The sequence below is a fragment of the Streptomyces sp. NPDC014907 genome, from assembly GCF_055562975.1.
This window is the reverse complement of record NZ_JBVHEG010000018.1, coordinates 18,693-35,923: the sequence shown is the minus strand read 5'-3', so window position 1 is coordinate 35,923 and position 17,231 is coordinate 18,693. Positions and strand designations below refer to the sequence as shown.

20 protein-coding genes are annotated in these 17,231 nt (G+C 75.4%); 14 read left to right on the top strand and 6 right to left on the bottom strand.

Annotated features, from left to right (window positions below):
- Positions 1-144 precede the first annotated feature (144 nt).
- Complete coding sequence (locus ACZ3IL_RS28505) at positions 145-927, top strand: CPBP family intramembrane glutamic endopeptidase (protein ID WP_467394972.1); 783 nt, start codon at positions 145-147, stop codon at positions 925-927.
- A gap of 98 nt (positions 928-1,025) precedes the next feature.
- Here the strand turns inward: ACZ3IL_RS28505 and ACZ3IL_RS28500 are convergent, their stop codons facing one another.
- Complete coding sequence (locus tag ACZ3IL_RS28500; RefSeq protein WP_467394949.1) at positions 1,026-1,835, bottom strand: PhzF family phenazine biosynthesis protein; 810 nt, start codon at positions 1,833-1,835, stop codon at positions 1,026-1,028.
- 146 nt (positions 1,836-1,981) lie between these two features.
- A complete protein-coding gene (locus ACZ3IL_RS28495) occupies positions 1,982-2,206 on the bottom strand; it encodes a hypothetical protein (RefSeq protein WP_467394947.1) in 225 nt (74 codons plus the stop codon).
- Between the two features lie 199 nt (positions 2,207-2,405).
- Between ACZ3IL_RS28495 and ACZ3IL_RS28490 the strand changes: the two genes are divergently transcribed.
- Positions 2,406-3,023, top strand: a complete 618-nt coding sequence (locus ACZ3IL_RS28490; RefSeq protein WP_467394945.1) for a Clp protease N-terminal domain-containing protein — start codon at positions 2,406-2,408, stop codon at positions 3,021-3,023.
- A gap of 23 nt (positions 3,024-3,046) precedes the next feature.
- Entirely contained in the window at positions 3,047-4,045 is a 999-nt protein-coding gene (locus ACZ3IL_RS28485; protein WP_467394942.1) for an EamA family transporter, read from the top strand.
- Here ACZ3IL_RS28485 and ACZ3IL_RS28480 read toward each other — a convergent pair.
- Complete coding sequence (locus ACZ3IL_RS28480) at positions 4,032-4,703, bottom strand: pyridoxamine 5'-phosphate oxidase family protein (protein ID WP_467394940.1); 672 nt, start codon at positions 4,701-4,703, stop codon at positions 4,032-4,034. The two genes, ACZ3IL_RS28485 and ACZ3IL_RS28480, sit on opposite strands and share 14 nt — an antisense overlap.
- Before the next feature lie 35 nt (positions 4,704-4,738).
- Here ACZ3IL_RS28480 and ACZ3IL_RS28475 point away from each other — a divergent pair, with 35 nt between their 5' ends.
- Positions 4,739-6,073, top strand: coding sequence for an aminotransferase class I/II-fold pyridoxal phosphate-dependent enzyme (locus ACZ3IL_RS28475; protein ID WP_467394938.1), 1,335 nt, complete (start codon positions 4,739-4,741; stop codon positions 6,071-6,073).
- On the opposite strand, the gene ACZ3IL_RS28470 is transcribed toward ACZ3IL_RS28475, so the two are convergent.
- A complete protein-coding gene (locus tag ACZ3IL_RS28470) occupies positions 5,979-7,349 on the bottom strand; it encodes a DMT family transporter (protein WP_467394936.1) in 1,371 nt (456 codons plus the stop codon). The genes ACZ3IL_RS28475 and ACZ3IL_RS28470 overlap by 95 nt on opposite strands.
- Before the next feature lie 74 nt (positions 7,350-7,423).
- On the opposite strand from ACZ3IL_RS28470, the gene ACZ3IL_RS28465 reads away from it, so the two are divergent.
- Positions 7,424-8,326, top strand: a complete 903-nt coding sequence (locus tag ACZ3IL_RS28465) for a LysR substrate-binding domain-containing protein (protein ID WP_467394934.1) — start codon at positions 7,424-7,426, stop codon at positions 8,324-8,326.
- 133 nt (positions 8,327-8,459) lie between these two features.
- Positions 8,460-9,176: an AAA family ATPase gene (locus tag ACZ3IL_RS28460; RefSeq protein WP_467394932.1), complete on the top strand. Its 717-nt coding sequence runs from the start codon at positions 8,460-8,462 to the stop codon at positions 9,174-9,176.
- A 368-nt stretch (positions 9,177-9,544) separates the two neighbouring features.
- Here the strand turns inward: ACZ3IL_RS28460 and ACZ3IL_RS28455 are convergent, their stop codons facing one another.
- Complete coding sequence (locus ACZ3IL_RS28455) at positions 9,545-10,054, bottom strand: hypothetical protein (RefSeq protein WP_467394930.1); 510 nt, start codon at positions 10,052-10,054, stop codon at positions 9,545-9,547.
- Positions 10,055-10,416: 362 nt separating this feature from the next.
- Here ACZ3IL_RS28455 and ACZ3IL_RS28450 point away from each other — a divergent pair, with 362 nt between their 5' ends.
- Both ACZ3IL_RS28450 and lepB read left to right on the top strand, forming a co-directional pair.
- Positions 10,417-11,910 (top strand): AraC family transcriptional regulator, encoded by a 1,494-nt coding sequence (locus ACZ3IL_RS28450; protein WP_467394928.1) that lies wholly within the window; start codon positions 10,417-10,419, stop codon positions 11,908-11,910.
- The gene (lepB, locus tag ACZ3IL_RS28445) at positions 11,907-12,515 is read left to right on the top strand and encodes a signal peptidase I (RefSeq protein WP_467394926.1); all 609 of its coding nucleotides are present in this window, start codon (positions 11,907-11,909) and stop codon (positions 12,513-12,515) included. Before ACZ3IL_RS28450 ends, lepB begins: the two co-directional genes overlap by 4 nt.
- A gap of 41 nt (positions 12,516-12,556) precedes the next feature.
- Here the strand turns inward: lepB and ACZ3IL_RS28440 are convergent, their stop codons facing one another.
- Positions 12,557-13,162: a TetR/AcrR family transcriptional regulator gene (locus ACZ3IL_RS28440; RefSeq protein ID WP_467394924.1), complete on the bottom strand. Its 606-nt coding sequence runs from the start codon at positions 13,160-13,162 to the stop codon at positions 12,557-12,559.
- Between the two features lie 185 nt (positions 13,163-13,347).
- Here ACZ3IL_RS28440 and ACZ3IL_RS28435 point away from each other — a divergent pair, with 185 nt between their 5' ends.
- The 6 genes from ACZ3IL_RS28435 to ACZ3IL_RS28410 all read left to right on the top strand — a co-directional run bounded on the left by ACZ3IL_RS28435 (position 13,348) and on the right by ACZ3IL_RS28410 (position 17,209).
- The gene (locus tag ACZ3IL_RS28435; protein ID WP_467394922.1) at positions 13,348-14,028 is read left to right on the top strand and encodes a DUF6230 family protein; all 681 of its coding nucleotides are present in this window, start codon (positions 13,348-13,350) and stop codon (positions 14,026-14,028) included.
- Between the two features lie 116 nt (positions 14,029-14,144).
- Positions 14,145-14,660: a DUF6114 domain-containing protein gene (locus ACZ3IL_RS28430; RefSeq protein WP_467394920.1), complete on the top strand. Its 516-nt coding sequence runs from the start codon at positions 14,145-14,147 to the stop codon at positions 14,658-14,660.
- Positions 14,657-15,442: a DUF6230 family protein gene (locus ACZ3IL_RS28425; protein WP_467394918.1), complete on the top strand. Its 786-nt coding sequence runs from the start codon at positions 14,657-14,659 to the stop codon at positions 15,440-15,442. Before ACZ3IL_RS28430 ends, ACZ3IL_RS28425 begins: the two co-directional genes overlap by 4 nt.
- On the top strand, positions 15,436-15,822 hold the full coding sequence (locus ACZ3IL_RS28420; protein WP_467394916.1) for a DUF6114 domain-containing protein: 387 nt from the start codon (positions 15,436-15,438) through the stop codon (positions 15,820-15,822). The genes ACZ3IL_RS28425 and ACZ3IL_RS28420 overlap by 7 nt, the downstream gene beginning before the upstream one ends.
- Positions 15,819-16,460, top strand: a complete 642-nt coding sequence (locus tag ACZ3IL_RS28415; protein WP_467394914.1) for a hypothetical protein — start codon at positions 15,819-15,821, stop codon at positions 16,458-16,460. Before ACZ3IL_RS28420 ends, ACZ3IL_RS28415 begins: the two co-directional genes overlap by 4 nt.
- Complete coding sequence (locus ACZ3IL_RS28410) at positions 16,457-17,209, top strand: DUF6230 family protein (protein ID WP_467394912.1); 753 nt, start codon at positions 16,457-16,459, stop codon at positions 17,207-17,209. The genes ACZ3IL_RS28415 and ACZ3IL_RS28410 overlap by 4 nt, the downstream gene beginning before the upstream one ends.
- Positions 17,210-17,231: the final 22 nt, after the last annotated feature.

The following is a 17,231-nucleotide window of genomic DNA, read 5'->3' as shown; positions in this document are numbered from 1 at the left end:
GGACCCGCCCCCCGGCCCGCCTCTCCCCGGGTCCACCCTTCCCCGGGGCCGCCTCCCCGCCGTCCCCGGACGCCCATGGGCGATCATGTCCACACGGTTCGGTCGTCCGGGGAAGTGGAGACAGGTGTGGTGTCTGAGCAACGAGTGAGGGAAGCCTCCCCGTCCCCCGGCGGGCTGCCGCCCCGGGTGCTGCGCTCCGAGACGCTGATCGTGCTCTCCCTCTCGCTCGGGGCGAGCGGCGTGTCCGCGCTCATCAGCTTCATCGGCTCGCTCACCAGACCCGGGGCGCTGAAGGAGCAGGCGGCGACCCTCAACGGCTCGTACGCGCCGGGGCGGCCCTGGCTCGACCTGTCCTGGCAGCTCTTCGGCATCGCCACGGCCCTCGTGCCGGTCGTGCTCGTCGCCCACCTCCTGCTGAGGGAGGGCTCGGGCCTCCGGGCCGTCGGCTTCGACCGGACCCGGCCGTGGTCCGACCTGGGGCGCGGGGCGCTGGTCGCGGCGGGGATCGGGAGCGCCGGACTCGCGTTCTACCTGGCGGCGAGGGCGTCCGGATTCAACCTGACGGTGGTCCCCGAGTCGCTGCCCGACGTGTGGTGGAAGTACCCCGTGCTCGTCCTCTCGGCGCTCCAGAACTCGGTCCTGGAGGAGGTCGTCGTCGTCGGCTACCTGCTGCGCAGACTGGGGCAGTTGGGATGGTCGCCGACGGCCGCGCTGGTGGCGAGTTCGGTGCTGCGCGGTTCGTACCACCTCTACCAGGGGATCGGCGGCTTCCTCGGCAACATGGTGATGGGCGTGGTCTTCGTCCTGCTGTACCGCCGGTGGGGACGGGTCGGGCCGCTGGTCGCGGCGCACGCGTTCCTCGACGTCGTGGCCTTCGTCGGGTACGGGCTGCTCGCGGGGAAGGTGGGCTGGCTGCCGACCGCGTGACGGGACGACGGGAGGGGCGTGCGGGGTTTCCCGTACGCCCCTCCCGTCGTCGCGGCGTCCCGTCGTCCCGGCGGGAGGCCGGGTGCGCGGGCCGCCCCTCAGGCGCGCAGGTCGCCCTCGATGACGGTGACGGCGTGACCGTTCAGGAGGGTGCGGTCGCCGCGCAGCCGGGTGCGGACGAGACCGGTGCGCGCGCCGCCCTGGAAGCCGGTCAGCTCGTCGCGCCCGAACCGGGCCGACCAGTACGGGGCGAGCGCGGTGTGGGCGCTGCCGGTCACCGGGTCCTCGTCGATGCCGACGGCCGGGAAGAAGCCGCGCGAGACGAAGTCGTAGCCGCCGTCCGGGCGTTCGGCGGCGGCGGTCGCGATGACGCCGCGCGACGACATGCGGCCCAGGGCGGCGAAGTCCGGGGCGAGGGATCGCACGGTGGCCTCGTCGCGCAGCTCGACGACGAGGTCGCCGATGTGGACCCCCGTGTCGTGGACGGCGACCGCCCGGGCGCCGAGCGCGTCCTCCAGGCCCTCCGGGACGGGGACCGGGGTGAGGGGGGAGGTCGGGAAGTCCATCGTGATCGTGCCGTCGTCCTCGGCGGTGGCGCCGAGGACGCCGCAGCGGGCCGCGAAGCGGACGGTGCCGGTCGCGGCGCCGGTGGTGTGCAGGACGTGGGCCGTGGCCAGCGTGGCGTGGCCGCACATGTCGACCTCGGTGGCCGGGGTGAACCAGCGCAGGGCCCAGTCCGCCTCGCCGCCTGCGGGCAGCGGATGGGCGAAGGCGGTCTCGGAGAGGTTGACCTCGGCGGCGACCTTCCGGAGCCAGTCGTCCTCCGGGAAGGAGTCGAGGAGGAGGACCCCCGCGGGGTTGCCGGAGAAGGGCCGGTCGGTGAAGGCGTCGACGATTCGGATGCGCATGGCGGCGACGGTACCGGGGCCGGTTTCCCGCGGGCCAAGGCCAATCGCGGAGAACTGGACCGCGGGGGCCGCGCCCGGGCGCGGCCCCGGCCGCCCGACGGCGTCACGGGCTCCGTCCGCGTGCCCGCCGGGCGGCCGGCGGGCGTTCAGTGCCGGTGGGCCGTCAGCTCCGCGGCGGCCGGGCCCGCTCCGTCGCCGACCCACCGGATCTCGGCCGTGTCGAAGCTGTCCGAGGCGCGCGGCGCCCCGTCCTCCTCGTGGCAGTGGAACGCGGCCCAGAACAGGTCGGCCGGCAGCGCCTCCCGGGGTGCGTACACCCGGTACACGTACTGCCGTCCGTCGAGCGCGAGCAGACCCACCGTCCAGAACACGTGCGTAGGACGAGCGGAGAGGGGGCCGCGGTTGCACCGGGAGGCGGGGCGGGGCAAGACGGCGCGCCCTCCCGGGCGGCGGAACGCGCGATCTCATCCGCGAGGAGGAGGAAACACGCGTCCGTGCCCCACTCCGGTGGGACGCGGGATGCTCCTCCCCGGCGATGTCCCGGACGCCGGAGCCTGATGAGGTGGGAGGGTGCACCGTCCCGTCCCCCGCCCTCCGTCGCCCGTCGCCCCGCGCGCGGAACTCGCGCCGTTCCTGACGCCGTCGCTGGCGGCGGTCGTCGCGGGCGCGCGGCGCAGGGCCCTGCGGGGCGGGGACCGCCAGGTCGACACCGCGCACCTGCTGCACTCGCTGGTCGAGTCCGACCCCGAGGCCGCCGCCGCGCTCGGGGACGGCGACCGGCTCGCCCGCGTCCTCGGCTACCTCGTCCAGCGGTCCATCGGCTACGGCCTGCGCTGGCAGCGCTCCGCCGAGGACACGGGGGCCGGCCGCCTGCTCCCCGCGGTGCGCGGGGACGAACCCCGGGAGGCCCGTGCCCCCGGCTGGTCGCCGGCCGCGACCGCGGCTCTGGAGGGCGCCTTCCGGCGGGCCGCCGGACGCGGCGAGTCCCGGGCCGGGGGCGTCGACCTGCTCGCCGTCGTCGCCGCCGATCCCGGGAGCCGGGCCGCCGAGGTGCTGCGCCGCGCCGGGGTCGATCCCGCCGGCCTGGCCGTCCGTGCCGACGCCCTGGAACCCGCCGGCGACGGCGCCCCCGGCGGGGCCCGCCCCGAGGGGTCGTCCCCACAGGAGCGACGGGGGTTACACCCCTGACGGGGGCCTGTCATCATGGCCCCATGCACGTGTCTCAGGGGAGAGGTGCCGGCCTGGGGCTCGCCCTCGTGTCGGCTTTCGCGTTCGGTGGTTCGGGAGTGGCGGCCAAGCCGCTCATCGAGGCGGGACTCGACCCGCTCCACGTGGTGTGGCTCCGCGTCGCCGGCGCCGCGCTGGTCATGCTCCCGGTGGCCTGGCGCCACCGGGGCCTCCTGCGCCGGCACCCCGCCCTCCTCGCGGGCTTCGGACTGCTCGCCGTCGCCGGGGTCCAGGCCTTCTACTTCGCCTCGATCTCCCGGATTCCCGTCGGCGTCGCCCTCCTCGTCGAGTACCTCGCCCCGGCCCTCGTCCTCGGCTGGGTCCGCTTCGTCCAGCGCCGCCCGGTCACCCGCGCCGCCGCCTTCGGCGTCGTCCTCGCCGTCGGCGGCCTCGCCTGCGTCGTCCAGGTCTGGTCCGGCCTGAGCTTCGACCTCGCCGGACTGCTCCTGGCGCTCGCCGCCGCCTGCTGCCAGGTCGGCTACTTCGTCCTCTCCGACCAGGGGACCGACGGGGCCGGGCGGGCGGACCCGGTCGGGGTCATCGCGTACGGACTGCTCATCGGCGCCCTCGTCCTCACCGTCGTGTCCCGGCCGTGGGGCATGGACTGGACGGTCCTGGGTGACCGCGCCCGCATGGGCGACGTGAGCGTGCCCGCCTGGCTGCTGCTCGGCTGGATCGTGCTGATCGCCACCGTCCTCGCCTACGTCACCGGGGTCGTCTCGGTGCGCAGGCTCTCCCCGCAGGTGGCGGGCGTCGTGGCCTGCCTGGAGGCCGTCGTCGCCACCGTCCTCGCCTGGGTCCTGCTCGGCGAGCACCTGGGCGCGCCGCAGATCGCCGGCGGCGCGGTGGTCCTGGTCGGCGCCTTCATCGCCCAGGCCTCCGCCCCGAAGGCGCCGCCGGCCGGACCCGTGGCCGGTTCGGGCGAGGGGAGCGCGGGGGAGGGCGGACCGCGCCGGTCCGCCTCCGCCGTCAGAGCGCGGTGAGGTAGCCGGGCAGGGCGACGGCCGGGTCGAGGTCGTCGGCCGGGACGGGCGCGCCGTAGCCGTTCCGCACGGGGACCACGCCGGACCAGTGGGGGAGGCCGAGGTCCTCGGGCTCGTCCGAGGGCCCGCCGGAACGGACCTTCGCCGACACCTCGTTCAGGTCGAGACGGATCACGGAGGTGGCGGCGAGTTCCTTGGCGTTCGCCGGGCGCGAGTCGGCGGAGCGGCCGGGGACGACGTGGTCCACGAGGGCGTCGAGGGCGATCCGCCGCTCCTCCGGGTCGGTGACCTGGTGGGCGGTGCCGTGCACGACGACCGAGCGGTAGTTCAGGGAGTGGTGGAAGGCGGAGCGGGCGAGCACGAGGCCGTCGACGTGGGTGACGGTCAGGCAGACCGGCAGGCCGGGGGCCTTCACGCCGTCGCCGGTCGCGCGCAGCGGTCGCGAGCCGGTGGAGCCGTGGACGTAGAGGCGTTCGCCGACCCGGCCGAAGAGGGTCGGGAGGACGACCGGCGCGCCGTCGCGGACGAAGCCGAGATGGCAGACGTAGGCCTCGTCGAGTATCGAGTGGACGAGTTCCCTGTCGTACGAGGCGCGTTCGCGGGAGCGCGTGGGCACGGTCCGGTCGGACGGGACGTAGGCGTCGGCGGGGGCACTCATGGCGTACTCCATTGCACTAGTGCATAATCGTTTTTGTGCTAGGAGAGTATCGGATCGAAGGTCGCCGCGCATCGGACATCGCCACCAGCGTCGAACGGGGGGTCGCCTCGGGCGCGCTGGAACCCGGCCGGCTCCTCCCCCCTCTGCGGGAGCTGGCGGCCGGACTCGGCGTGAACCCCAACACCGTCGCCGCCGCCTACCGGACCCTGCGCGAACGCGGGGTGATCGAGACGGACGGACGGCGCGGCAGCCGGGTGCGGTCACGTCCCGCCACGACCGCGCGCGGATCGATCCGGGTCGAGGCGCCCGCCGGGGTGCGGGACGTGAGCGACGGCAATCCCGACCGCGCCCTGCTCCCCTCCCTCGACGAGGCCCTGGCGGAAGCCGCGCGACGGTACGCCGAACGGCCCGGCATGTACGGGGAGTCCCCGATGGACGGGCGCTTCGGGCGGCTCGCGCGGGCCGCCTTCGACGCGGACGGAGTGCCGGACGGGCCCGTCGGCGTCGCCTCCGGCTCCCTCGACGCCATCGAGCGGGTGCTCATGGCCCGCCTCAGGCCGGGCGACGCCGTCGCCGTCGAGGACCCGGGCTGGGGCAGCCTCCTCGACCTGGTGCCCGCCCTCGGCCTGCGGCCGGTCCCGGTCGCCGTGGACGACGAGGGGCCGCTGCCGGAGGAGGTCGCACGCGCGCTCCGGCGGGACGGGGCGCGGGCGGTGATCGTCACCGACCGGGCCCAGAACCCGACCGGGGCCCGCGTCACCGGGGCGCGGGCCCGGGAACTGCGGAGCGTCCTCGCGGAACACCCCGGCGTCCTGCTCGTGGAGGACGACCACGGATACGGCATCGTCGCGCAGCCGCTCCACCCGCTGGCCGGGGTCACCGACCACTGGGTGCTCGTCCGTTCGGTCGCCAAGGCGTACGGCCCCGACCTGCGGATCGCCTCCTTCACCGGGGACGCCGAGACCGTCGACCGGGTGCTCGGGCGGCAGCGGCTCGGCCCCGGCTGGGTCAGCCGGCTGCTCCAGTGGACCGTCGCACACCTCTGGGCCGCGGAGGCGGTGGACCCGGACGCCGTCGCGCGTTCGTACGGAGAACGGCGCGACGGCCTGGTCCACGCCCTCGCCCGGCGCGGCGTCCGGGCGCACGGCAGCTCCGGGATGAACGTCTGGGTGCCGGTCGCCGACGAGACGGGCGCGGTGACGCGGCTCCTCGCGGAGGGCTGGGCGGTGGCCCCCGGGGCGCGGTTCCGCATGGAGGCCGGCCCGGCCGTCCGGCTCACCGTCTCCGGTCTGGCCGTCGCGGACGTCGAGCCCCTGGCCGACGCCGTCGCCGGAGCGGCGGGACCCGCGCCGGCGCGGAGCTACGGGTAGCGGGGTGCGGAGACTTCGCGGCGCGGGGCGTGGAGCCTTCGCGGTGCGGGGACTTTGCGGTGCGGGGCGCGGGGGCGGGTGCGGGGGCTTCGCGGGTGTCGTCGGTTCGCCGGGGCCTCACGGGGCGGGGCGCGGAGACGGGACGCGGGCCGGGGGCGGGCTCCGGTTCCCCCGGCCGCGGCGGAGCGGTCGCGCGGCGGGAGGCGCGGGTCTGGGTGAGGGCCGCGCCCGCCATGACCACGAGCGCGCCGACCGGGGTGTTCCAGGTGAGCCCTTCGCCCAGGAGGGCGACGCCCGCCGCCGTGGCGATGACCGGGATGAAGTACGTGACCATGGAGGCCGTCGTCGGCCCGACCTCCGCGACGATGCCGTACTGGAGCAGCATCGCGTACCCCGTCCCGAGCGCGCCGAGCGCGATCACCGCGAGCAGTGGCAGAACCTCCACCGACTCCGGGACGGAGGTGAACAGCGGGGTGACCACGGCCAGTTGAAGCGTCGCGAGACCCACCTGGGAGCCGGCGAGCGAAAGGTGCGAGGCGCCGGTGCCGGCCAGCGTCCGGCGGACGTGGACCCAGCCGACCGCGTAACTGAGCGAGGCGAGGAGGGCGAGCGCGGTGCCGGTCGCGTCGAGGCCCGAGAAGCCCTGCCACGCGCCCAGCACGGTGAGCACGCCGACGAAGCCGAGCCCCAGGCCGGCCGCCCGGGCCCGGGTCGGGCGGTCCTCGGAGAGCGCGACGAGGGAGAGCAGCATGCCCCACAGCGGGGTCGTCGCGTTGCAGATGCCGGCCAGGGTCGAGGGGATCGTCAGCTCCGCGTACGCGAAGAGGGAGAACGGCAGCGCGTTGAGGAGGAAGGCCGCGATCGTCAGATGACCCCAGACGCGGGCGCCGCGCGGCAGCCGGTCGCGCTTCACGGCCAGGGCGACGGCGAGCACCGCCGTACCGAACAGGAGCCGTCCGAAGGTGACCTGGAAGGGCGCGAAGCCCTCCGTGCCGACCTTGATGAAGAGGAAGCTGAAGCCCCAGATGAGGGCCAGGGCGCCGAACCGGACGCGCCAGTCGAGCAGACGCGGCGCGGGAGCGGGGGGCCGTCCGGCCCGGTCCGCCCGGCCGGGGGCGGGCTCGGCGGAAGGGGCGGTGGAGGGGGCGGCGGGAGGTCCGGGGGGTCCGCCGGGAGGAGCGACGGAGGGTTCGGCGGGAGGTCCGGAGAGCTCGCCGGGAGGAAGGGCGGAGGGTCCGGCGGGAGGGACGGCGGGAGGCCGCACTGCGGGGCTCATGCCCTTCAGGGTGTCCGGAACGACTCCTTAGGACAAGTGAGAATTCCTCGACCCCTTGCCTTAGCATTCCTTACATGTTGAACCTGGAGCGCCTCCGCATCCTGGACGCCGTCGCCCGGCACGGCTCCGTCAGCGGCGCGGCCGACGGACTGCACGTCACCACCTCGGCCGTCTCCCAGCAGTTGTCCAAGCTGGAGCGCGAGGTCGGGCAGCGGCTGCTCGCCAAGAACGGGCGGGGCGTGCGCCTCACCGACGCCGGACTGCTGCTCGCCGAACACGCCGCCCGCATCCTCTCCCAGGTGCAGCTGGCCCAGGCCGACATCGAGGCCCAGCGCGGCCGGGTCGTGGGCGAGGTGCGGCTCGCCGGATTCCCCACGGCGGCCCGGGGGCTCTTCCCGGCCGCGCTCGCCGCCCTGCGCGCGGACCACCCCGAACTCCGGGTCCGCACGACGGAACTGGAGCCCGAGCCGGGCGTGCGGGCGGTGCTGCGCGGCGACGCCGACCTCGCGATCGTCCTGGACTGGAGCAACAAGCGGGCACCCGTGCCCGGCGGCCTGGAGCGCCTGCACCTCTGCGACGACACCGCCGACGTGGCCCTGCCCGAGGGGCACCCGCTGGCCGGGCGCGAGGCGGTGGACCTGGTGGACTTCGCGGGGGAGGAGTGGGTGTCCTGGCCCAGCGGGGAGTTCTGCCACGACTGGCTGATGTTCACCCTGCGCTCCCAGGGCATCGAACCGCTCATCGGCCACTTCGCGGGGGAGCACCACACCCAGCTGGCGCTCGTCGCGGCCGGGCTCGGGGTCTGTGTGACGCCCCGGCTCGGCCGGCCGGTGCCGGACGGGGTCGTCTTCGTGCCCGTGCGGCAGAAGATGCGGCGACACATCTACGCCACCTGGCGCGCCGACGCGGGCCGTCGCCCCTCCGTGCGGGCGGTCGTCGCGGCGCTGCGGACGGCGGCCGAACCGCTGGGGTGCTGAGGGCCGGGGGGAGTGCCGCCGTGGGGTCCGCCCCCCCCGGCCGGCCGGCCGGGTCCGGTGACGGTGGGCGCGAGGTGACGGCGCCGGCCGCGCGGGGCACGTGCGTTCCCCGCGTCCGGGTGACACTGGTCGTGTGATCATCGAACGCGCGTATGCCCATCTCTCCTCGCACGACGACGAGGAGGCCTGGCCCTGGTCGGTGCCCTGCGTCCGGCAACTCATCGAGGAGGGGCTGCGGTTCACCGCCCCGGTGACCTTCCTGGTCGGCGAGAACGGCTCGGGGAAGTCGACCCTGGTCGAGGCGCTGGCGGAGGGGTTCGGCCTGGACTCCTACGGCGGCTCCCACGACTGGCGCTACGCCTCCCCGCGCGGCAGATCGGTCCTCGGCGAGCGCGTGAAATTCGACGCCGCCCCGGGGCGCGGGCGCCGCATGGCCACCAGCTGGTCGGCCCGCAAGGGCTTCTTCCTGCGCGCCGAGACCGCCCTGGACGCCCTGGACAGGGAGGGGTTCTCGCCGGACCGCGTCAGCCACGGGGAGGGCTTCCTCGCGGCGTTCCGCGGGAAGTTCCTCCACGCCGGGCTCTATGTCCTCGACGAGCCGGAGGCGGCGCTCTCCTTCTCCTCGTGCCTCGAACTGATCGGGCACATCGACCGGTTGGCCAAGGAGGGCGGACAGGTCATCTGCGCCACGCACTCCCCGCTGCTGACCGCGCTGCCGGGCGCGGACCTCATCGAGGTCGGCGAGCACGGCATGCGGAGGGCCGCCTGGCGGGAACTCGGCGTCGTGGACCACTGGCGCCGCTACCTCGCCGACCCGCACGCCTACCTGCGGCACATCGTCGAACCGTAGGCGGATCTCCCCGCGACGGCGCGGTCCCCTCGGCGCAAGGCCGTGGGTGCTGCCACCGGTCCCGTCACGGTGGGGCTTCGTGGTCGGCGAGGGCGCGGCGGGCCGGCCGGCAAGACCGTTCCGTCCCCCCGGAAAGAGCGTCCCGTCCCCTCGGCCGTGCCTTCGGGACGCGCTGACACCCGTGCACCGCCGGGCCCGATCGGGACCCGTCCCGCGGGTGACGCGCGGTGAGATCCGGTCGCCGGTCCGGAGGTGCCGGGGGGCTTCGCCGATCACGGCCGACGCCCGGGCGGCCCGGTTCCGGTCCGCCCGGGCCGACCGGGACGCCGAAGACCGCAGTCCCCCGGCACATCGCGGTACTCGGGGGATCAGCCCGGGCGGACGCCGTCGGCCGGTTCGGTGTTCCCCTGCCGGTGCGGGCCGCCGCCGGACAGGAGCTTCCGCCCGGCTGGATGGCCCAGATCGATCCGGGCGGTCCGCCCGAAGACGAAATCGGCCTCGACGAGCAGGGCGGCGTCCGCCAGTCGTCGTGGCATCCCGGCGGCGAGCAGCGGCCTCTTCGGGATGCCGAAGCGCGTGTACCGGTCGTCGGTCTCCTCGTCCCAGGTGAACAGGTAAGGCCCCCGGTCGAGCGTGACCGGGCAGTGCGTTCGCGGGCACTCCTCCGGGTCGTCGTGGCAGATCCAGTCGAACCATTCGGGGTGCGACGCCTTTGCCCGGGCGGTCGCGCCGTCCATGGCCGCCACGTGGGCATGGGCCGCGGCCGGGACGGGGCCGAAGGCGGACTGGAACAGCCCCACCTGCCCGGACCGGTCCACGGCCCACCAGTGGAACTGAAGCCCCCAGCGGGGGTGCACGAAGGCGCTCGACGTCGTCACGGGACCCAGCGTAAGGAACGGGGAACGGACTCCTGGCGGAGGAGGGGGTTCCGGCCGGTGACGGGGCGGCGCCGATGGCACCCCGGACGTCCCGCCCGAAGCACGCGAACCGATCCATGAGCCGGGCACCGGGCGGGCCCGATGGAGCAAGCCCGAGCGAACGGGGCTCCCGTCGCCCTCAGGTGGGGAGGCGCCGACCCGTCGCACGGGTCGCGTCGTCGCACCTCGTCGCACGAGCGACGCGGAGGACCCGAGGAGCCTTACAGTTCTCATGGGAGTGTCCGAAACTGGACACTCACCGTGAGAAGTGTCTCGGCGCGGTGGGCGCGGGGCCCGACGCGGCCGGAACGGAGGCGACGCGCATGCCGACGGAGACGACGCACGCGCCGGCACGGTCGGTCGGCGTCCACCACGTGCGGGCCGCGCTGTCCGGCGCCGAGCGGCGCGGAGTGGCCGCCGGACCGCTCCTCGCCCGGGCCGGACTGTCCCCCGCCCTCCTGGACCAGCCCCGGGCCCGGGTCTCCGCCGAGGAGTTCGGGCGGCTCGTCCGGGTCCTGTGGACGGTCCTGGACGACGAGCTGATCGGCTTCGGCGGCGCGCCCAGCAAGGTCGGCACCTTCGGGATGATGGCCCACGCCGCGGTCCACGGCAGCCGGGACCTGCGCGAGGCGCTGAGGCGCGCCCAGACCTTCTACTCCCTCTTCCCGGCCGGCCCGCGCTTCCGGCTGGTGGAGCCCGCGGCGGACGGGGAGGCCCCCGGGGCCGGGGACCCGGACGAGGCCCGGATGGAGTTCGACGTCTCCGGGTACGACGACCCCCTCCACTTCGCCGCCGAGTCCACCGTCCTCGTCGCCCACCGGTTCGCGGGCTGGCTCGTCCGGCGCCGGATCGGGCTGCGGCGGGTCGAACTCGCCCACCCCGCGCCCCGGCACGCCCGTGAGTACGCCCTCCTCTCCGGTGCGCCCTGCGTCTTCGGTGCCGGGCGGACGGCCGTTGTCTTCGACCGGGCGGACCTCGGCGAACCCGTTCTCCGCGACGGGGCCGCGCTCGAGGCCTTCCTGCGCCGCGCCCCCGCCGGTCTGCTGTTCCCGGCCGGTCACGGCGGCACCGTGACCGGCCGGGTGCGGCACCTGATGGCGCGCGCCCTGCCCGCCGGCCCGGTGCCGGCGCCGGAACGGCTCGCCGACCTGCTGGCCGTCAGCCCGCAGACCCTCCGCCGCCGGCTGGCCGCCGAGGGGACGACGTACCAGCGGCTCCGCGACCAGGTGCGGCGGGACCACGCCATCGCCGAACTGGCCGGCGGGCGCGTCTCGATCGAAGGCCTCTCGCGTCGGCTCGGCTTCTCCGAACCCAGCGCGTTCCACCGGGCGTTCCGGCGCTGGACGGGGGAGACGCCCCGGGCGTACCGGGGCGGGGGACGGGCGGAGTCCCGGACGGCCGGGGCGGCGCCGGAACCAGGGGCCGGCCGGGACGGAGGGGAGAGCGGCCGCATCGGCGGGGGAAGTGGCCGGACCGGCGAGGGAAGCGGGGGGAACGGCCGCACCGGCGAGGGAAGCGGAGGGAACGGCCGCACCGGGGAGGGAAGCGGCCGCACCGGCGGGGAGAGCGGCCGGGCCGGGCCGCCGGCGCCGCCTCCGCCCGGACCGGCCCGCGCGGCGACCGGCACGCCCCGGGGGCCGGTCCCCGCGCGGGCCGGCTCCCCGGCGGAACCGGCCGCCGGTCCCGGACGCGCGTGGTCAACAACCCCGAGCGGTACGGTCACGGCCGATCCCCGCCGCCCGTCCTACCGTCCGGCCATGACCGAAACCGACCGGCCCGGTGCCGTGCGGCCCCCGGCTCCCGGTCCGCGCCGATGAGGGCGCGCCGGGCGGCCGGAGCCGTCCTCGGAACCGGAGCCGCGCTCTGCCTCCTCGCGGGCGTCGCCGTCACCGCCCTCGGCGTCCGGGTCGACGGCTCCAGCATGGCCCCCACCCTCCACCCCGGGGACCGCGTCCTCGCCGTCCCGGGCTCCGCCGGCGAGGCGCGCCGGTTCGACGTGGTGCTGCTGCGGACCACGGCGAAGGACGCCCTCCTGGTCAAGCGGGTCGTCGCGCTCCCCGGCGACCGGGTCGCGATCGTCTCCACGCCGGACGAGCCCTTCCAGGTCCTCCTCCAGGAGCGGGGCACGGGCCCCGTGTACCGGGTGGTGTCGCCCCGGTGGACGGCGCGGGCCCGCCGCACGGGCGCCTGCTGCACGGCGGAGGGCACCCGTGCGGGACGCGCCGAGCTGCGGACCGTGCCCGAGGGGGCGTTCTTCTACCTGGGCGACAACCCCGACCTGTCGGACGACTCGCGGACGTACGGCTGGGGCCGGATCGACCGGATCGAGGGCCGGGTCGGCATGCGGGCCCGGCCGCTCCCCCCGTCCCCGGACATCGGCGGCCGGCCGGTCCTGGAGGAGTACGGGGGGCCGGGTCCGTAGGGGCGTGCCCCGGCGGTCCCGCCCGGCGCCGCTCCCGGGCCCTACGCCGGGGGGAGCTTCTCGTGGCCCGTGCTCAGGGCGATCCGGACCACGGTGTCCGCGATCCGGCGGGCCGACGCCTCGGGGGACGGGCCGGCCTGGACGATGTGACTGGCGGTCAGCCGGACCGCCGCGTCCGCGGCCAGCTCGCGCGCCACCGGGTCGACGCCGGGCCAGGCCTCCGTGACGTACGCGTCGGCCATGGCGGTGGCCGTGGCGAACGCCGCCCCGGACCGGGTCGTCAGGTAGGGGAGGAGCCCGTCCTCGCCGGTGCTGGTCAGCATGGCCTTGATCAGGGGGTTCCGGCGGGCCAGCCGGAGCGTGAAGCAGACGGCGGCCTCGACGGCCGCCCGCAGATCGTCCCGGTGGGCGTCCAGGCCCGCCTGGATGCCGACGAGACAGCGCTCCAGCTCGCGCTGGAACAGGGCCTCGCCGACCGCTTCCTTGGAGGGGAACTCCGAGTACAGCGTCTGGCGGCTGACGCCGACCGCGCCGGCCAGGTGCGCCATGCGCAGCTTGTCGAAGCCGCGGTCCGCGACCGCCTCGTACGCGGCGTCCAGCAGGCGCTCGCGCAGCAGTGTCCGGACCGTCTCCCTGAAGCGTGGCATCGGCCAAGCGTAGTCCAGGAGGAATTCTCCTCAAGATGGTCCGAACTGTTGACAATTGATGGAGGACTGTCCAATTCTCGAACAAGCAGCCGCAAAGTGTCATCCGTCTCCGACCATCCGGCCGAGGACGCACGGCTGTGTCCACTCCCACCCGCGCGGCGCGCGGGACGACGGTTGGAGAGCACATGCAGGAAGAGAGCAGAGGGGTCACCCGCTGGCGCAGATCGGCGTTCCTCGCCCTGCCGGCGACCGCGGCGGTCGCCGCCATGGCCACCGCCATGGTGCAGGGAGCCCTCGCCGCGAACCTCTCGCTGACGAGCGTCCCCTTCACCCTCAGCTCCAAGACGGTGGCCGCGCCGCAGGGCATCGGCGCGGTCATGCACACCATCGACGCGGGCGGGGCCAAGGGCGCCGCGCAGGTCGGCATCGCCAAGGCGGGGCTCGACGGCATCTGCGTCCACGCCGTCCAGTCGGTCGGCCTCCCGGTGATCGGCAGCCTCGGCACCTGGTCGCTCAACATCTCCTCGCCGGCCGCGGCCACCCCGCTCACCAGCGACCAGCTCGTCGCCGGCTCCGGACTCCAGGCGAACAAGCTGATCCTCGACGCCCAGGCGCTCAAGGCGTCCACCGCCACCCTGAACGCGAGCGACGCCACCCCGAACGTCATCGGCGCGGCCGCCGACGGCGCCGGGATCAAGGGCACCGGCATCAACGACGGCACCCCCGGCCAGTTCGGCCTGGACGCCACCGGCGGCCGCACGGACATCAAGAACCTCAACGCCGACGCCAACGGCGCCACGATCGCCGGCGCGATCACCCTGCCGGACCTGGCGATCGGAATCGCCCACGGCGACAAGGGCTGCTGAGCCGTACGGCCCCGGCGGACCGCCCGCGCGGCGGCGCCACGAGCCGGGCCCCGCGCCCCCGAAGGACGCGGGGCCCCGGCCCCACCCCCTCCCCGACCCACCGCTGCGAGGCCCCCATGAGCACCGATCCGCCGCCCGAGCCGACCGAGGGGAACGCCACGGACGAGCCCCGGCCGTCCGGGCGGCCGCGCGGCGCGCGCGCGGCGTTCCGCGCCTGGCGCCGCACCCGGCCGTTCTGGGCGGCCGTCTGGACCGGAACCGGCGGCTTCGTCATCTTCTTCCTGCCGATGGCCCCCCTCGGCAGAATCCTCCAGGTGGGGGTCGGCGGGATCGCCGGCATGGCGGGCGGCGTCGTCCTGATGGCGATGGCCCTGCTCATCCTGCTGCTGCCCGGCCAGCGCCACACCGCCGGCGTCCTCGCGGTGATCGCGGGCGTCGCCTCCTTCCCGCTGTCGAACCTCGGCGGCCTCTTCGTCGGCATGGCCCTCTCGGTCCTCGGCGGCTCCATGGCCTTCGGCTGGCTCCCCGAGAAGCCCGCCGGACGGCGCGGTCTCCTCCGCCGCGCCCGGACGGCCCCCGAAACCCCCGAAACCCCCGTACCCCCCGTGTCCGTTGGGAGCGGCTCCGCATGAAACCCCTCATCTCCGGCGCCCGCGCGCTCGGCAGGTCCGTGACCCGGACGCGTACGAGCGGCGTCCGCGCCGCGGCCGACTGGAACACCCGCATGCTGGCCGAGGCGGCCGACGGCACCCGCCGCGGCACCCGCTGGGGGCGCGGCGCGTTCGCCCTCGTCCCCTCGGCCCTCGCCGTGGGCGTCCTCGGCACGGCGCTCGCGCAGGGGGCGCTCGCCGCCAACTTCAGCGTCACCGGCGAGCCCTTCACCCTGACCTCCAACGGCGTCCGGGGCAGCGGCTTCGGCGCCATCGTCAACGCCCCTGCCGTCGGGCGCCCGGACGGCACCACGACCACCGACACCGCCATGGCGCGCGTCGGCTTCGCCAGCGCCGGGCTCGCCGGACTGTGCGGCATCGTCCACCAGAAGATCGCCGGGCTCCCGTACTCGCTGCTCCTGACCGGAGGTCAGAAGGTGACGGCCGCCCCGCCCGCGGACTTCACCACCGACATCGACGCGTCGAACCTCTACATCCAGGCCACCGAACTCCAGGCGTACGGCCCCACCACCCTCCAGAACGCGGTGCTCGGCCAGTCCGCCGACCAGGTCACCGTCGCCGGCAAGCCCCTCACGGGCGCGCTGCCCGGCGGGTTCGGGCTCGGCTCGGCGGGAGGCGAGGGCGGCAGCTCCATCAAGCTGCACGGCCTGAACGCGACCGCGTACGACGCCGAGATGGCGGGCGCGCTCGTCCTGCCCGACCTGAGGATCAGGGTCGTTCCCGGATCGGCCACGACGTGCTGAGCCGCGCGAAGGCCGCGTGGACGTGGTTCCGGGCCTTCCGCCGCACCCGGCCCTTCTGGGGCGGGCTGTGGATGGCCGCCGGGGGCTGGACCGTCCTCAAGTTCTCCCTCAGCTCCCTGCAGCTGATCGTGAGCACGGGCTTCGGGGGAGTCGCCGGCTACCTCGTCGGCGGCGGAATGATCCTGTGCGGCCTCATCCCGATGGCGCTGCCCGGCCAGCGGTACACCTTCGGGATCATCGGCGTGGTGCTCGCGGTCGTCTCCCTCGTCGTCTCCAACCTGGGCGGCTTCCTGGCCGGCATGGCGCTCGGCGTCCTCGGCGGCTCCATGATGGTCGGCTGGGGCGTCAAGCGCCCGCGCCGCGAGGCGGTGGAGGGGTGACGGCCGGGACGCGCGCGGTACGGCAGGGGCGCGGGGCGCGCCGCAAGGCCCTCGCCGTGACCGTCTCCCTGGCCCTGGCGGTCGCCACCGCCCTCTGGTCGGGGCAGCCGAGCAGCGCCTCCGGGGCGAGGGCCGCCGTCGAGCCGATGGGCGTCCCCTTCCTGCCCGCCCCCGACCCCCTGCGCGTCACCATCGACAGCATGGTCGCCGTGTCGATGACGGTGGACAAGGACGTCACCGTCCGGCTCTCCGACGGCACGACGCGGACCACCACCAAGTACACGTTCACCAAGCTCAAGATCCGCTCGCACATGAGGGTGGTCCAGAAGGCGGACGGCCACACCGTCACCATCGACGTGCCCGGGGAGGGCTCGCTCGGCGGTTACGACAGCGCGGGGAAGCCCGAGACGACGACGATGTGGGGGAACATCACCCACGTCTGCGTCCGCGTCCTCGTCAAGATCTGCGGGGTGCAGGGACTCCTCGACTTCTTCGGCTCCTTCATCCCGCTGACCGCCGGCGCCGAGGACTTCAGCGGGGACATCTACGCGATCCGGACGGTCGACGACCACGCGGCCCTCGACTCCACCGACAACCCCGTCCACCTCCCCGGAACCATCACGGTGACCTCCCCATGAACTCCGAGAGCAGCAGCCCCGAAGGGCACGCCCCCGTCCCGGAAGGAACCGCGGGCGACGACCGCGCGCGGGAGGGCCGCACCCACTGGCGCCGCGCCCTCGCCGTCGCCGTGCCCGCGCTCCTCGTCGCGGGCGGCGCCGCGACCGCCATGGCGAGCGGCGCGCTGGCCGTCGGCCTCCGGATCCAGGACCGGCCCGTCGACTTCACCACCAGCAGCCTGTACGGGACGCAGTACGGCGCCGCCGTCGTCGACCAGGCCGTCGTCCGGCCCGACGGCTCGGCCGGGACCGTACGGGTGCTCCGCATGGGCTTCGCGGACGGGGTGATCAACGGGCTCTGCCTGAGCCAGAAGCAGCAGATCGCGGGAGCCACGTACACCCTGATGCTCACCCTCGGCGACGACGACCCGGGCTCCTGGGAGATCAGGACGAAGAACACCGTCCTCGACCTCAGGAACGCCACCGGCGTCCTCGACATGGACGGCGTCGTCGACCTCAACACCAACGGCGCCGACGTGAGGACCGTCAAGGACGCCTCCGGGGCGTACGTCGTCAACCCGCTGGACAGCCCGCAGCACCGCTTCGGCATCCAGGCGCGCTACGCCAAGTTCGACAGGATCACGGGCACCGCCCAGGACTTCCAGCTCCCGGGGCTCCTCACCGCGCCCGGGCTCGAACTGAGCGTGCGGCCCGGCACCGTCGCCTGCCCCGCCCCGCCGGCGCCCACCGGGACCCCCGGCACGCCGTGAGCCGGCACGGCCCCGCCCGCCC